Consider the following 15,464-nt stretch of genomic DNA (forward strand, 5'->3'; position numbering starts at 1 on the left):
AAGGAGCACGGCATGGCGCAAGTAAGGTCGAAGAAATATGAGTCGGCATCGAGAACTGATACACCACAAAAAAAGCGGGCGGTAGCGAGCCGGGAAGACAAGGCTCCACCCAAGGCGCCGGCACTCGGTGCGCCAGCACGCCAGAATCTCAAGGACAGGTATCACGCTCTGCTAGAACAACAGCGCGACGAGCAGGGCTGGAAGAAGTGGCTAAAGGCACACGGCGATGACGATAGCTGGCTCCAGGGACACGAAAATTTCGTCAGGGAGTATGCGGGTCGCTATTCCAGCATCGGCAAGCTCGGGGTGCAGCAGATGCGGGAAAGCCTCAAGGGAGTGAACGACAAGGGCGAGAAGTCGAACTGGACGCCGGACCGCATCGCCTTGTTCGCCGATGCGGTGATCGCGCGAAGGACTATCTTCGACACGGCCGGCTCATTCGAGGCATTGCGCAAGCTGAAATCCATCCTCGCCAAGGGAGAGGGGCGCTCCACGGGAGCCTTGCTCGACAAGCTGGGTGATTACGCGCGAGCCGATGACAATGCCGCCAACCTGCGGCAGGCCGCGTTTGATATCGGTGGTGAAGATGTCCTGTTTTCGAGGCTGCTGCACTTTGCGAGCACTCTTGATGCTGAAGAGATGAACCGCGCCGACAACATCAAGGAACTGAAAAAGCTGTTGCGGGAAATGGAATCCCGCAAGGGTTCGACCAAGGGCGCAGGTGGCAGCAAGAGGTCATCGGCGCCGGTGTTCAACACCCGCGATCTATCTCGCTTGTACGCTTCGATGGAACAAGGCACGGGACATGTCTTGGGCGCTGCAGCAGCGCTTTCCCTGGCGGTGCAAGACAGGAGCAGCATGAGCAGTTCAACCGCAACCACTCCGCGCAAGCCGGCCGATGCGCCGTCTCAGGCCGATACGGCTTCCAACAGCGATGCGGCCATTTCCGAAAGCGACAAGGGCAAGGGTGGCACGCCACCGGGCAACACCCCGCGGCGGCCGCTCCAGCGCGGAAGCACACGTAGCCGCACGCAGGAGGTGACCACGCCTGCCGGTGGCGATAGCGGACTCCCGCAGGTCAAGGTGGCCAGGCAGTGGCCCACCCAGGATGTGCTCAAGGCCCACATCGGTAAAGTTACATCGGATGCCAACGGCTATTTCACCGGGCTGAGCCGGCAGGAAAGCGCGGTCCTGACGCGCGTCAGCGAGAGTCTGCTGGACCGGAACCATGCGTTTGCAATACCCCAGTTCGTGCCCTTCGCCTCCATCGACCAGCAGGCCGAGCGCAGCCTGCGTTCGGCCCTGGAAAAAATGAAATCCGTCGGTGAATGGCCAGACAAGGAGCTTGGCGATCAGGTTCGCAGCTTCCTCGCTGAAGTACTGGACGAACTGACCCGCCGCAGGGAGGCGTCAGCCAGGCTTGCCGACAAGCGGACCGGGGACTGACGGCGGAAATGGAGGATGGGCACCCGGCTCGCAAACAGCCGGCGTGCCCCCTTCATCAGAGCGCAGCCGCCACCCGCTCCAGATGGGTGTCGGTCGACCCGAACTGCAGTTCGATCGCCATCAGCCGCTTGAAGTAATGGCTGACGTCGAGTTCGTCCGTCACCCCCATGCCGCCATGCAGTTGCACCGCCTGCTGGCCGGCAAACCGGCAGGCCTGCCCGATCACCACTTTCGCGCTCGACAGGGCATGGCGGCGCAGGTTCAGATCGGCATCGGTGCAGCGCACGGCTGCCAGGTAACTCATTGAACGCGCCTGCTCGATATGCAGCACCATGTCCGCCATCTTGTGCTGCAGGGCCTGGAAGCGCGCGATCGGCTGGCCGAACTGCTTGCGGGTGCGGCCGTATTCAACCGTCGCTGCCAGGATCTTGTCGAGCGCGCCGATGGCTTCGGCGCTGACCGCCATCAAGCCCCAATCCAGCGTCTCGCCCAGCGCTGATTCGGCATCGGCATCGCCACTGCCACCGCCACCGATGCGTGCATCGGCATCCACCGCGACCTGCTCCAGCCATACCTCGCTGGCGCTGCTGCCATCCACCGTTCGGTAGGGCAGCTGGCGCAAGCCGGCGGCGTCCGACGGCACGGCGAAAACGCCAAGCGTGCCGCTTCCTTCAAGCCGCGCGCTGACCAGCAGCACATCCGCATTCGCGGCATGCGACACCACGCTCTTGTGGCCCGACAGCACGTAGCCGCTGCCATTTTTGGTGGCGCTGGTCTTCACAGCTTGCCAGTCGAAGCGCGTCGACGGCTCGTCATGTGCCAGCACGGCAATTTTTTCGCCGGCTGCCATGCCGGGCAACAGCGCGGCTTGTTGTTCCCGGGTGGCCAGCGTCGCCAGCAGGTGCGTCGCCAGCACGGCGCTCGCCAGGTAAGGTTCCAGCACCAGCCCTTCGCCCATTGCCTGCATCGCCAGCATGGTGTCGAGCGCGTTGCCACCCATGCCGCCATGCTGCTCCGGCACGTTCAGCGCCAGCAGGCCGATGTCGGCCAGTCCCTGCCAGATTTCCGGGTCATGCCCGTGTGGCGTGTCGCGCAGGATCTTGCGCCGCGCTTCAAAACCATAATCCTTCTGGATGAAGCGGCGGCTGGTTTCGAGCAGCATCTGCTGCTCTTCAGTGAAAGTGAAATCCATCGCGTGCTCCCTATATTCCGAGGATCATCTGGGCGATGATGTTTTTCTGGATCTCGTTCGATCCGCCGTAGATCGAAACCTTGCGCATGTTCAGGTATTGCGCGGACAGCGACGCGGCATAAGCCGGTCCGACAGACTCGCCCTGATAGCCGGCTTCCATTGCCTCGCGCCGCAGCGGCAGCGCATAGCTTCCCACCGCCTGCACCAGCGTCTCGGTGATAGCTTGCTGGATTTCGGTGCCCTTGATCTTCAGGATCGACGCCTCCGGTCCCGGCGAGCGCTTCTGCGCCTCTGCCGACAGCACACGCAGGTTGGTGATTTCAAGCGCAGCCAGGTCGACTTCGATCTGCGCCACGCGGGCGGCAAACAGCGGGTCTTTCAATAGCGGACGGCCGTTCTTGGTCTCGCTGGCTGCAATGCGCTTCAGGCGTCCCAGTTCGCGCTTGCCGGCGCCGATGCCGGCAATATTGGTGCGCTCGTGGCCGAGCAGGAACTTGGCATAGGTCCAGCCCTTGTTTTCTTCGCCGACGATGTTTTCCGCCGGCACGCGCACGTTCTCGAACCAGACTTCGTTGACCTCGTGCGCGCCATCCATCGTGATGATCGGCCGCACGGTAATGCCGGGCGTTTTCATGTCGATCAGCAGGAACGATATGCCGGCCTGCGGCTTGACCTCGGTGTCGGTGCGCACCAGGCAGAAGATCCAGTCCGCGTACTGGCCCAGCGTGGTCCAGGTCTTCTGGCCGTTGACAATGTAATGGTCGCCATCGCTGCTCTTGACGAATTCTGCCCGCGTCTTCAGCGAGGCCAGGTCGGAGCCGGCGCCTGGCTCCGAATAACCCTGGCACCACCAGTCTTCCATCGCCAGGATGCGCGGCAGGAAGCGCTGTTGCTGCGCCGGCGAGCCGAAGGCCATGATCACCGGCGCGACCATCTTCAGGCCGAACGGCACCATGCGCGGCGCGCCGGCGGCGGCTGATTCTTCCTCGAAGATATATTGCTGCACGGCGTTCCAGCCGGTCCCGCCGAATTGGGCCGGCCATGAGGAACCGCCCCAGCCGCGCGCATGCAGGATGCGCTGCCAGCGCACGTAGTCGTCGCGTGTGATGATCAGCCCGTCATGCACCTTGCGGCTGATGTCTTCCGGTAGCGAAGCGGCGAGGAACTCGCGCACTTCGCGCCGGAACGCGTTTTCTTCAGCGGTGAAATTGAGATCCATGATTGCCCGTTATTTCGTGCTTTAGCTTGCTTTACCGTCAGAACGCAGCGATGCCGGTCTGCTCGCGGCCCAGGATCAGCGCGTGGATGTCGTGCGTGCCTTCATAGGTGTTGACGACTTCCAGGTTGACCATGTGGCGGATCACGCCGAACTCGTCGGAGATGCCGTTCCCGCCCAGCATGTCGCGCGCCATGCGGGCTACGTCGAGCGCCTTGCCGCAGGAATTGCGCTTCATGATCGAGGTAATGGAAGGATGGGCGCTGCCCTCGTCCTTCATCCGGCCCAGGCGCAGGCAGCCTTGCAGCCCGAGCGTGATTTCGGTCTGCATGTCGGCCAGTTTCTTCTGGATCAGCTGGTTGGCAGCCAGCGGCTTGCCGAACTGCTTGCGATCCACCACGTACTGGCGCGCGATATGCCAGCACGATTCCGCCGCACCCAACGCGCCCCAGGCGATGCCGAAGCGGGCCGAGTTGAGGCAGGTGAACGGGCCCTTCAGTCCGCGCACTTCCGGGAATGCGTTTTCTTCAGGGCAGAACACCTCGTCCATCACGATTTCGCCAGTGATCGAGGCGCGCAAGCCGAACTTGCCGTGGATGGCGGGAGCGGTCAGGCCTTTCATGCCTTTTTCCAGGATGAAGCCGCGGATCGCGCCTTCGTCATCCTTGGCCCAGACCACGAACACGTCAGCGATAGGGGAATTGGAAATCCACATCTTGTTGCCGGAGAGCGAGTAGCCGCCGGCGACTTTCTTTGCGCGGGTCAGCATCGACGCCGGGTCGGAACCATGGTTCGGCTCGGTCAGTCCGAAGCAGCCGATCCACTCGCCGGTGGCCAGCTTGGGCAGGAACTTGCGGCGCTGCTCTTCGGTGCCGAACTCGTAGATCGGCACCATCACCAGCGAGGACTGCACGCTCATCATCGAGCGGTAGCCGGAGTCGACCCGTTCCACTTCGCGCGCGATCAGGCCGTAGCAGACATAGTTCAGCCCAGGGCCGCCGTACTGTTCCGGAATGGTCGGTCCCAGCAATCCCAGGTCACCCATTTCGCGGAAGATCGCGGGGTCGGTTTTTTCATGACGGAAGGCTTCCAGCACGCGGGGCTGCAGCTTGTCCTGGCAATAGGCGCGGGCAGCTTCCTTGACCATGCGTTCGTCGGCGGTCAACTGCTCGTCGAGCAGCAGTGGATCGTCCCAGTGGAATTGTGCTTTCTGTTTCATGTTGGCTCCGGATCAGGTTGTGCTGGTGGTGTGTCGGTTGGTTTGGCGATTGTGCAGATTGTGCCGATTTTGCAGCAATTGCACCGCTTGGTCTTGTTGGCCTGGCTCAGGCTTCCTCTCAGGCTTCCTGCTTGAGCAACGACAGTCCGAGCATGGCGCGCCGCTGCAGCCAGGCGCTGGGGCGATAGCGCCCGTCGCCATTGAGCTGGTCGAGATTGTTCAGTATGGTCACTACGGTATTGGCGCCCAGCAGGTCGCCCCAGGCGAGCGGCCCATGCGGATAGCCCAGGCCCAGCTTCACCGCATTGTCGATATCCTGCGGTTCCGCAATGCCCTGCTGCGCGATTTCGCAGGCGATATTGACGATGTGCGCGACCACCCGCTGGCATACCAGGCCGGTGCTGTCGCGGATCACGCTGACCAGGCAGCCGTTCAGGCCGAACAGGCCGCGTGCCATTTCCCGGTATTCCTCGCTGGTTGCCGGCGTCGTCATCACGACCCGGCGGCGGCTCATGTCGAACAGCGCGTCCACGCCAACGGTGCGGCTGCCGTCCAGGCCTTCGCGCGCGCAGCATTGCGTGGCGTCGTCACCGAGCGGCGTCACGATGCACAGCGCATTGGCGCTCGGCCGTTCGCTGTCTTCCAGCAGCACGCCGGCAGCGCTGACCAGGGTCGCGATGCGCTCTGCCAGTTCCGGCCGCGCACGCGACAGCCAGACCGACGGCGGCAGCAGGGCGGAGGGCGCGGCTTCCGCTACGGTTTGCTTCTTGTTGTCGCTGTCGTAGCGATAGAAACCCTGGCCCGTCTTGCGGCCCAGCATGCCGGCGCTGAGCATCGAACGCGTCAGCGGCTGCGGGCGGTAGCGCGGCTCCTCGTAGTATTGGTGGTAGATCGACTCCATCACCGGATGCGAGACGTCGACGCCGGTCAGGTCCATCAGTTCGCAAGGGCCGAGCTTGAAGCCGGCGCAGTCGCGCAGGATGTTGTCCAGGTTCTGCACGTCGGTGACATTGGCATACAGCACGCGCATGCCTTCGGTGCTGAAGCCGCGGCCGGCATGGTTGACGATGAAGCCCGGGGTGTCCTTGGCGCGCACTGCCGTGTGGCCCCAGTGGCGGCCGAGTGCCAGCAGGTAGTCGACCACGGCCGGATCGGTGCGCAGGCCGCCGATGACTTCCACCAGCTTCATCAGTGGCACCGGATTGAAGAAGTGGAAGCCACCCACCCGTTCCGGTCGCGTCAGCCCGGCGGCGATCGAGGTCACCTGCAGCGAAGACGTATTGGAGGCGAGGATGGCGTCCGGGCCGGCGATGCCTTCCAGTTGTGCGAACAGCGCTCTCTTGATGGCCAGGTCTTCGACGATCGCCTCGATCACCACATGGCAGCCGGACAGGTCTTCAATCCGATCGCAGGTGAGGATGCGGGCCGCAGTACTGTCGGCCCGGGCCTGATCCAGCCGTCCTTTTTGCAGCAGCATCGTGAAGGTTTCCAGCAAGCCGTCACGCGCGGCCGATGCGGCGCCGGGGCGGGCATCGAACATGCGCACCTGCGCGCCGGCGAGCGCGGCGATTTGTACGATGCCGCGTCCCATGACGCCACAACCGACTACGCCGACTACCAGGTCAGGCGACGTTACCGCGGGAAGGAAAGATGCTTGCATTGCGTTTGACTCCTGATTCTGCTTTGGACTGGTCGGATGCCGATTCGTGCGGCCCGGCGACGGCTCTGAATCGCAAGCGAATGTTCTGCACTGCGGAACCTGAAATTGACGGTGGCACTGTAGTTCTTTCATTGCGCAGTGTCAAGAAATTGACAAACCATGTTCTGCAATGCAGAACTGAAAGATTGATTTCCGCAAGCGCCTGTGCCAGTATCCTCGCCTTCTACCTGAGAGGAACACCATGACACAACACGCGGCTACCGGCTTGTCCGGCCGCATGGACCAATCATGCATGCGCCGGGCGCTGCTGGCGCCAGCACATATTGCGGCCGATGCCAGCAGGGCGGTGTCATGACCGGACCATTGCTGCCCGGCGGGAGCCAGGGGCCAGGCGCGCCAGCCGGCGCTTCGAACGCCAAGGAAGACCGGCATTTCGTCACCGCGCTGGCGCGCGGTCTCGAACTGCTTTCCTCGTTCCGCTCGGGCGAGCGGCTGCTCGGCAACCAGGAGCTGGCCGAGCGCACCCGCCTGCCGAAGTCCACCGTGTCGCGCATGACTTACACCCTGACCAAGCTTGGCTACCTGCAGTACGACGAACTGATCGGCAAATACCGGCTGGGCACCGCGGCGCTGTCGCTGGGCAGCGCGATGTTGTCCAGGCTCGACATACGGCAGTTCGCGCGGCCGATGATGCAGGAAATCGCGGATTTTTCGCGAGCCACGGTATCGCTCGGCATACGCGACCGGCTCAACATGATTTATGTGGAAAACTGCCGCAGCCAGTCGGCACTGACGCTGCGGCTCGATGTCGGCGCCCGTATTTCCATCACCCAGACCGCGATGGGCCGGTCCTACCTGGCCGAGGTGTCGGCCAGCGAACGCAATGAAATACTGGAGCGGGTGCGCGAGCAGGAACCGGCGTCCTATCCGGCCGCACTGGAACGGGTCCAGCAATCGATGGAGGAAATGCGTACGCTCGGCTGCTGCACATCCTTCGGCGACTGGCAGCCCGACGTCAATGCGATCGCAGTCGCTTTCCGCCCGGCCAAAGGTGCGGTGCTGTCGCTCAACTGTGGCGGTCCGTCGTACACGCTGACGCCATCGTTCCTGCTCGACGAAGTGCGGCCGCGGCTGCTGGAGGTGGCGGAGCGGCTGCGCCACCCGCTGTTCTGAGGCGAAGCCTGATCCGGCGTGCCCATGGCCGGCGCAGATGCTTTTGCCACCACCGATTCTCCTGCGCTATCCGACCTGGATGTCGCGTCTCTTGGCCGTAGCCGATGGCAGCACCTGATCGAGCGCGCCGAGCCGGTCGCTGAATTCGCCGCAGGCCCGCTCGATCTCGGCCAGGCGCTGTTGCCAGTCCGCCGGAACCAGTTCGTCGCAAGCGCAGGCGGTTTCCAGTGCCCGGCACAGCGCCGCTGCCTCGGCGGCGCCAAGCGATGCGCTGGAACCGGCCAGCCTGTGGGCGGCGCCGGCCAGCATGACGTGCCCACCCATCAATGCCGCCTCCTTCATCGCCGCCATCCGACCGGGGAGCGAGGAGCGGTACTCATTGGCGATGGCAGAGAGGCGCGGGCCGAAGGTGGCAAGCAGCTCGCTCAGCCGGTCGTTTTCGTTGGTTGAAGGCCCCGAGCTGGCCCTTGCTGTGCCATCAGTCAATTGCGCCCCTTTTTTGTAGACGAAGTGTCAACTTCATCATAGCGTCTAATTGCCTGAAATGGTGCCGGTTCGAAAGACAAAATCAAGGCCTTGCGGTAAAACCGCCAACACTTTTGCAGAAAATCAAGAATGTCAGGATTGCTTCCAGCCGACTGGTGACTCCAGACCGGCTGGCTGCGGTCGAGGTGGCCCAGTCGGCGCGACTGGACGTTGAACGCCTGCAGCGGCAAGCGGCAAGCCCGGTAGTGTCCGCTCTGTTCCGGATGCATGGGATCGCTGGTGAAGAATAGCCATTCGTCGATGAATGCCGATTGCAGCCGCTCAAGTTCGTGCCGTAGCAGTTCGGGTACCGGGCAGCGGATTTCCTGCTCCGACGGCGGCATTTCACGCCGCCACTGGCCATATACGTCATCTTCCACGCTGCAAAACAGGGATGTCGCGTGATCCGAGTAAAAATTCTCGATCATGAAAAATGCAGCGCCATACCGTGCACGTTTCGCCTGCGCATACCAGCCGAATACATCCGAGCGATGTTCGATATAGAACAGCGCCGAAATCCCCGCCTGGATCGGCACCGGGTGCGAATGAACCGGATGGGGCGCGTAGCGGATGAGGTGTTTTGGCTGCATGCGAAGGAGTACGCAAGATGAGGCCTGCCGGGTTTGTCTGGTAGACCGCTGATCGGGCAGGGCGTTCATGGATGCGTTCCGAAGCATTGCCGGAATTGTGCAACTACGGATGAAATGAGCATTCATCGACCGCTCGAAATCCTGGTTCCGGCATGGCGAATGCGCTGACCGGGCCAGAATTTCGATCGGCTCCGGCGTCGCGCCTGCCTGTCCGGTCGATATGCCGGTGCCATCGGTCGTTATAATCATGTTTCTTCACCTATTACTATCCCGATGAAACTTGCGACACTGAAAGACGGCACCCGCGACGGCCAGCTGGCTGTCGTCTCCCGCGACCTGAAGCAGGCGGTGATTGCCGACGGTATCGCGCCGACCTTGCAACGCGCGCTGGATGACTGGAAATTCATCGGCCCCCAGCTGGAGCAGTTGTACGAAGATCTGAACGGGGGCCGCGCCGGCCACAGTTTCGATTTCGACCCGGCGCGTTGCATGGCGCCGCTGCCGCGTGCCTATCAGTGGGCCGACGGTTCCTCCTATGTCAACCATGTCGAACTGGTGCGTCGCGCGCGCAATGCCGACATGCCGGATTCGTTCTGGCACGATCCCCTGATGTACCAGGGCGGCTCCGACGATTTCCTGGGTCCGACCGACGACATCGAATGCATTTCCGAGGACTGGGGCATTGATTTCGAAGGCGAGGTTGCCGTCATCACGGGCGATGTCGGCATGGGCGTCGGGCCCGATGCCGCAGAAGACGAGGTTCGCCTGCTGATGCTGGTCAACGACGTCTCGCTGCGCAACCTGATTCCGGCCGAACTGGCCAAGGGGTTCGGCTTCCTGCAGTCCAAGCCCGCGACCAGTTTTTCGCCGGTCGCCATCACGCCGGATGAACTGGGCGGCGCATGGCAGGACGGCAGGGTGCACCTGCCGCTGCGCGCCACCTGGAATGGCGTGCTGGTCGGCAAGCCCGATGCGGGCGCCGACATGGTGTTCAGCTTTCCGCAACTGATTGCCCATCTTGCGAAAACGCGCAATGTCCGCGCCGGTTCCGTGATCGGTTCAGGCACCGTGTCGAACAAGGAATCGGCACGTGGCTATACCTGCATCGCCGAGAAGCGGGCGCTTGAAATGATCGCCGATGGCGAGCCGAAGACCCCGTTCATGAAGTTCGGCGACACGATACGCATCGAGATGCTGGACGCCAACGGCAAATCCTTGTTTGGGGCGATCAGCCAGAAGGTGGTGCAGAAACACGTCCAGAAGCTCGTCCATAAGCGCCACTGATTTTCACCCGATTTTTTTACCATTCATCCTAGTCAGGAAAGCCATGCTACCGAAGCACCTCTGCCGCATTGCCGGCGCCTCTGCCATCTCGCTCGCCGCTGTCCTTGCCGCCGCCCCTGCAGCGGCGCAGATCAAGATCGGCATCAGCATTTCCACCACCGGTCCGGCCGCCTCGATCGGGGCGTCGACGAAAAATGCGGTGCTGCTGTGGCCCAAGGAAATTGCCGGTCAGAAGGTCGAGTACATATTGCTCGACGATGCCTCCGACGTGACCAATGCAGTGCGCAATGTGCGCAAGCTGACCACCGAACAGCATGTCGACGTAGTGGTCGGTCCCAATACCACGCCCAATGCGCTGGCCATGCTCGACGTGATTGCCGAGGCACAGACGCCGATGGTGACGCTGGCAGCTTCCGCATCGATCGTCGAACCGGTCGACGCCAAGCGGGCATGGGCGTTCAAGATGCCGCAGAACGATACCCACATGTCCACCATCCTGACGCAGTCCATGGCCGATTCCGGCATCAAGACGGTTGGCTTCATCGGCTTTGCCGACGCCTATGGTGAAGGCTGGTGGCGCGAGTTTTCCAAACTGGCTGAACTGCGCAAGCTGCGCATCGTTGCCAGCGAACGCTATGCGCGCAACGACACCAGCGTGACCGGCCAGATCCTGAAGATCATGTCGGCCAAGCCGGACGCCGTGCTGATCGCCGCTTCTGCAACGCCTGCGGTACTGCCGCAAAAGACCCTGGTCGAGCGCGGCTACAAGGGAAAAATTTACCAGACTCACGGCATCGGTACGCTCGATTTCCTGAAAGTGGGCGGCAAGGATGTGGAGGGCACCCTGTTCCCGACCGGACCCGCAGTGGTGGCGAGGGGCCTGCCCGACAACAACCCGGTGAAGAAGGTCGCGCTGGAGTTCACCCGCAAGTATGAAGCCGCCTATGGCGCCGGCACCACGACCCAGTTCGCGGGCGACGCTTGGGGTGCGTACATGCTGATCGCGAATGCGGTGCCGCAGGCGCTGAAGACCGCCAAGCCCGGCACTAGAGAATTCCGCGCGGCGCTGCGCACGGCGATCGAGAACACGACCAACCTGACGGTTCCGCAGGGTGTGATCAACATGACGCCGAAAGATCACGTCGGCCTGGATCAGCGTTCGCGGGTCATGGGGCGGATTACGGGGAACAAGTTTACGTATGCGTTTGGGGGGTAACCTTCCTCTTGCTACGGCCGTCGTGATTGCTTTTCGGCCGTAGCAAGCGCGTCAGCGGCCGACTGACTTTGTAGCTCCCTCCCCTTGAAAGCTGAATATTACTCATAACCGTAGGTGAGTGGTTTTGTGGTTTGGTGGTTCTCTGGCTTGCGGGTGGTGTGGCTGGGTTTGATGGCTGTGGTTGTGAAGCCGGGAGACACCCCGGCGGGTGTGTCCCTTTCTTTTCAAAAAGAAAGGAACCAAAGAAAACACCGTCAAAACCCACTTGGCCAACGCCCGCCTCGGTAGCCAACCAGACTCGGATGTCTGGGCCGAACCAGTGCGACCTTCGCGAGGAAGGTCCTGCCACACGTTCGCCTCTGACCGGGATCAGCCAACCCGCTTCAATGCCGCCGACCGCACACTACCGCTCGTTGACTCCCAATTATTTTCGAAGTCGCTAATTGGCTCTTGAGGTCGGGTTTTCAGGGGACGAACAATTCAGGCGATTTTCTCCAGTACGACGCTGCCTATCTTGAACAGATCCCCTCCGTGGCCTGTTTGAAGCTTCGAAAAACATTAAGAGTCAACGGTGCGCTGGGCATCGGTATAAGACACTTCATGGGGTTGGCTGATTAGGTAAGGGGGACACAGCCGAGGGATCATCACTCGCGAACGTCGCACTGGATTAGCCCAGACATCCGAGTCTGGTTGGCAATCGGGCCCGCCGTTGGCCAAGTGGGTTTTGACGTCTTTTCTTTGGTTCCTTTCTTTTTCTAAAAGAAAGGAACACACCCGCCGGGGTGTCTCCCGGCTTCACAACCACAGCCATCAAACCAAGCCACACGACCCGCAAGTCAAAAGCCGCAGAACCACCAAACCACTCACCCACGGTTATGGGTAATGATCAGCCCTTGAACGGGAGGGAGCGTTCGTGGCGTGCGCCGTTCTGCGCCGGTCTGCGCTAGCCCCCCCACCTGCAAGCCATTGCCGTCAATGCAGTTCCCGTTCCAGCAATTGCTCGAATGCCGCCGGCGGCACCGCTTCCGAAAAGAAAAAACCTTGTCCGAAGTCGCAGCCTGCCGCTCGCAGCAGATCGCGTTGCCCGGCGGTTTCGATGCCTTCGGCAATCACTTTCAATCCCAGCCGGTGCGCCATCACGATGATCGACTCGGCGATGGCGCGGTTGCCATCGTCAATCTCCATGTCATGCACAAAGGACTGGTCGATTTTCAGATAGTCGATATTGAAGCGTCTCAGGTAGGCCATCGAGGAATAGCCGGTGCCGAAATCGTCGATCGCAACCTGCACCCCGGCCTCGCGGAATTCGAGCAGGCGGTCGCTGACACTTTCAGACGCATTCAGCAGCAGTCCCTCGGTGATCTCGACCGACATGCTGTTGCCTGCCAGGCCGAGTTGGCGCAGGTAGTCGATCGGGTCTTCGCCGCCACGCGACAGGAATTGCGCCGGCGAGCGGTTGACCCCGATCTGGAACGGGCGGCCGGTGCGGCGCCCCCATCTTTGCGAGCACTGCGCCGCCTGCCGGAACACCCAGTCGCCGATGGCATTGATGGTTCCGGACTCCTCGGCCACCGGAATGAATTCGGACGGCTGCACCATGCCCAGCCGCGGGTGATGCCAGCGCAGCAGCGCCTCGGCCTTGACGATATTGCCAGCGCTCAGGTCCACCACTGGCTGGTAATAGACCTCCAGTTCGTGTTGGCCGAGCGCATTCCGGAGTTCGTTCGACAGCGTCAGCCGCATGTGCGCGCGCTGGTCCATGGCCTGCGTGAAATAGCTGAAGCGGTTCTTGCCGCCGGACTTGGCGGCATACATCGCCTGGTCTGCCTTGCGTATCAATTCCTCGGTAGTGGTCGCATCGGCCGGGTACAGCGTAATGCCGATGCTTCCCGACAGGTAACTGACTTCGCTGCCGATGGAAAATGGCTTGGCCAGTGTGTCCAGTAATTTTTGCGCCGCCTGTTCGACCTGGCCGGAGCCGTTCAGCTGGCTCAGGATGACGGTGAATTCGTCGCCACCAAGCCGCGCCACGGTATCGGCGTCGCGCACGCAAGATCGCAAGCGTTGCGCCGCCTGTAGCAGCAAGTGATCGCCGGCGTCGTGCCCGAGCAGGTCGTTGACCTGCTTGAAACGGTCGAGGTCGATGAACAGCAAGGCCAGTTGCGAGTGCGCACCCTGGGCTTTGCGCACTTCCTGCTCCAGTCGGTCCCTGAACAGGCGCCGGTTAGGCAGCCCGGTCAGGGCATCGAAATTCGCATGCCGCCAGATCAGTTCTTCGGATTGCTTGCGTTCCGAGATGTCGCTCATCATGCCGGTCATGCGCAGCGGCCGGCCATCGGCATCGCGCTTGACGACGATGCCGCGGGCCAGCACCCACTTGTAGCTGCCGTCCTTGCAGCGCATCCGGAACTCGCTGACGAAAGTCGCAACGCTTGCGTCCAGGCAGGCTTGCACTTCTGCCGCGACCCGGGCGACATCGTCCGGGTGGATGCGCTCCCGCCACTCGCCCACGGGGGTGCCCTGGTCCGCTGGCTGGTATCCCAGTATGCCGATCCAGCGCCCGGTCAGGGCGACCGTGTCGTCCTCGATGTTCCAGTCCCAGACGCCATCTCCTGCGCCTTCGACCGCCAGGTGCAGTCGTTCGTTGCTGATCGCCAGTTCATCCTGGACGCGCTTCTGTTCGGTGATGTTGCTGAGAAGGACGGCGATCCGGCGCCGGTCGGTGCGCCCGATCGCAAACGCGTTGACGCTCAGCCAGCGTTGCAGGATGCGCGAGAAGAACAAGGCGCGTTCCGACCCGCCAGTGCGGAACACCCGGCCGAAATAGTCCAGCCAGAACTGCTCATTGCCGGCGGCAACCTCGCGTATGGTCTTGCCGGTGACATTGCTCATCCCGGTCTCCCGTTCGAAAGCGGGATTCACTTCGACGATCCTGAAGTCGACTGGAGCACCGGTTTCGCCAGGCATCGGATCGAACAGGCCGAATCCTTCATCGATCGTTTCAAACAGGGTGCGATAGCGCTCTTCGCTTTTTCGCAGCGCTGCTTCGGCCAGCTTGCGTCCGGACATGTCGACTGTCACGGCCAGGATGGCGCGCGGTTGACCCCATTGGTCCAGAAGCCGGTTGAAGATGCTGTTCGCCGGCACTTTGCTGCCATCCGGACGAAGGTATTCCTTGTCGATCGATGCCACTTCGCCGGTGTCCAGCACGCGCTTCATGGCATCCAGGCTTGCTGGCAGGTCGTCCGGTGCGGTGACGTCCATCACTGAGGCGCGCAGCATCTCTTCCTCGCTTCTGCACAGCATCTGGCACAGTGCCCGGTTGACTTTCCGGAATCGGCCCTCCAGGGAAATTTCCGACAAGCCGACCGGTGCGTTGGTGAACAGGGTCGAGAGATAGGCTTCGCTGTCACGCAGGGCTTGCTGCATTCGCATGTGCTCGATGTAGGCACTTGCCTGCTGGGCATACAGGTCCAGCATGCGCACTTCATGGCGCGAAAGCTGCCGCGGACGGGCGAAACAGGTGGTGATGGCGCCGAGCAACTCGTCGCGCCTGCTGCGCAGCGGAACCGCGTGCATGGTGGAGGCAGGCAAGGCTGCATTGCCGGCAGGCGCGGGGCCCGGTGCAAATGCATCTTTCAATTGCTGCCTGGACATCGGCAGGCCATCTGGCGAGCCGTATTGCGCGACCACGCACAGGCGGTCGAGATCCGGGGCGAGCAACTCGATCCTGCCACTTTCGGCATCCAGCAGTTCGATCGATGACTCCAGCACCTTTTCCAGCGCGCCCTGCAGGTCTTTCCTGAACAGAAGGCCGGTGCCGAGGTCGTGCAAAGCCTCCATCGCGTCCAGTCGGTGCTGGACGCGACGACCTGCATGGTCCTTGGCTGGATCACGGCCATTCATGATGAACTTATACGCCGTCCGCGCGCCCGGCGGCGTT

11 protein-coding genes are annotated in these 15,464 nt (G+C 62.2%); 4 read left to right on the top strand and 7 right to left on the bottom strand.

The genetic code is table 11. The features are described 5' to 3' along the window. Positions 1-12 precede the first annotated feature (12 nt). Positions 13-1,446, top strand: coding sequence for a hypothetical protein (locus tag FVE66_RS02220; RefSeq protein WP_151445745.1), 1,434 nt, complete (start codon positions 13-15; stop codon positions 1,444-1,446). Between the two features lie 55 nt (positions 1,447-1,501). On the opposite strand, the gene FVE66_RS02225 is transcribed toward FVE66_RS02220, so the two are convergent. The 4 genes from FVE66_RS02225 to FVE66_RS02240 all read right to left on the bottom strand — a co-directional run bounded on the left by FVE66_RS02225 (position 1,502) and on the right by FVE66_RS02240 (position 6,733). Further along, entirely contained in the window at positions 1,502-2,638 is a 1,137-nt protein-coding gene (locus FVE66_RS02225; protein WP_151445746.1) for an acyl-CoA dehydrogenase family protein, read from the bottom strand. 10 nt (positions 2,639-2,648) lie between these two features. Then, positions 2,649-3,857 carry an acyl-CoA dehydrogenase family protein gene (locus FVE66_RS02230; RefSeq protein WP_151445747.1) on the bottom strand — a complete coding sequence of 403 codons (1,209 nt, stop codon included), beginning with the start codon at positions 3,855-3,857 and terminating at the stop codon, positions 2,649-2,651. 37 nt (positions 3,858-3,894) lie between these two features. Beyond that, positions 3,895-5,073: an acyl-CoA dehydrogenase gene (locus tag FVE66_RS02235; protein ID WP_151445748.1), complete on the bottom strand. Its 1,179-nt coding sequence runs from the start codon at positions 5,071-5,073 to the stop codon at positions 3,895-3,897. A gap of 118 nt (positions 5,074-5,191) precedes the next feature. Beyond that, complete coding sequence (locus tag FVE66_RS02240) at positions 5,192-6,733, bottom strand: 3-hydroxyacyl-CoA dehydrogenase (RefSeq protein WP_151445749.1); 1,542 nt, start codon at positions 6,731-6,733, stop codon at positions 5,192-5,194. A gap of 351 nt (positions 6,734-7,084) precedes the next feature. Here FVE66_RS02240 and FVE66_RS02245 point away from each other — a divergent pair, with 351 nt between their 5' ends. Beyond that, the gene (locus FVE66_RS02245; protein WP_151445750.1) at positions 7,085-7,906 is read left to right on the top strand and encodes an IclR family transcriptional regulator; all 822 of its coding nucleotides are present in this window, start codon (positions 7,085-7,087) and stop codon (positions 7,904-7,906) included. A gap of 66 nt (positions 7,907-7,972) precedes the next feature. On the opposite strand, the gene FVE66_RS02250 is transcribed toward FVE66_RS02245, so the two are convergent. After that, positions 7,973-8,392, bottom strand: coding sequence for an Hpt domain-containing protein (locus FVE66_RS02250; RefSeq protein ID WP_151445751.1), 420 nt, complete (start codon positions 8,390-8,392; stop codon positions 7,973-7,975). After that, positions 8,389-9,090, bottom strand: coding sequence for a hypothetical protein (locus FVE66_RS02255; protein ID WP_161993158.1), 702 nt, complete (start codon positions 9,088-9,090; stop codon positions 8,389-8,391). Before FVE66_RS02255 ends, FVE66_RS02250 begins: the two co-directional genes overlap by 4 nt. A gap of 204 nt (positions 9,091-9,294) precedes the next feature. Between FVE66_RS02255 and FVE66_RS02260 the strand changes: the two genes are divergently transcribed. Continuing rightward, entirely contained in the window at positions 9,295-10,305 is a 1,011-nt protein-coding gene (locus tag FVE66_RS02260) for a fumarylacetoacetate hydrolase family protein (protein WP_151445753.1), read from the top strand. Between the two features lie 43 nt (positions 10,306-10,348). Continuing rightward, on the top strand, positions 10,349-11,521 hold the full coding sequence (locus FVE66_RS02265; protein ID WP_151445754.1) for an ABC transporter substrate-binding protein: 1,173 nt from the start codon (positions 10,349-10,351) through the stop codon (positions 11,519-11,521). A 972-nt stretch (positions 11,522-12,493) separates the two neighbouring features. Here the strand turns inward: FVE66_RS02265 and FVE66_RS02270 are convergent. Continuing rightward, positions 12,494-15,427 carry an EAL domain-containing protein gene (locus tag FVE66_RS02270; RefSeq protein ID WP_151445755.1) on the bottom strand — a complete coding sequence of 978 codons (2,934 nt, stop codon included), beginning with the start codon at positions 15,425-15,427 and terminating at the stop codon, positions 12,494-12,496. Positions 15,428-15,464: the final 37 nt, after the last annotated feature.

This window comes from Lacisediminimonas profundi (genome assembly GCF_008831265.1).
Classification (GTDB): domain Bacteria; phylum Pseudomonadota; class Gammaproteobacteria; order Burkholderiales; family Burkholderiaceae_D; genus Lacisediminimonas; species Lacisediminimonas profundi.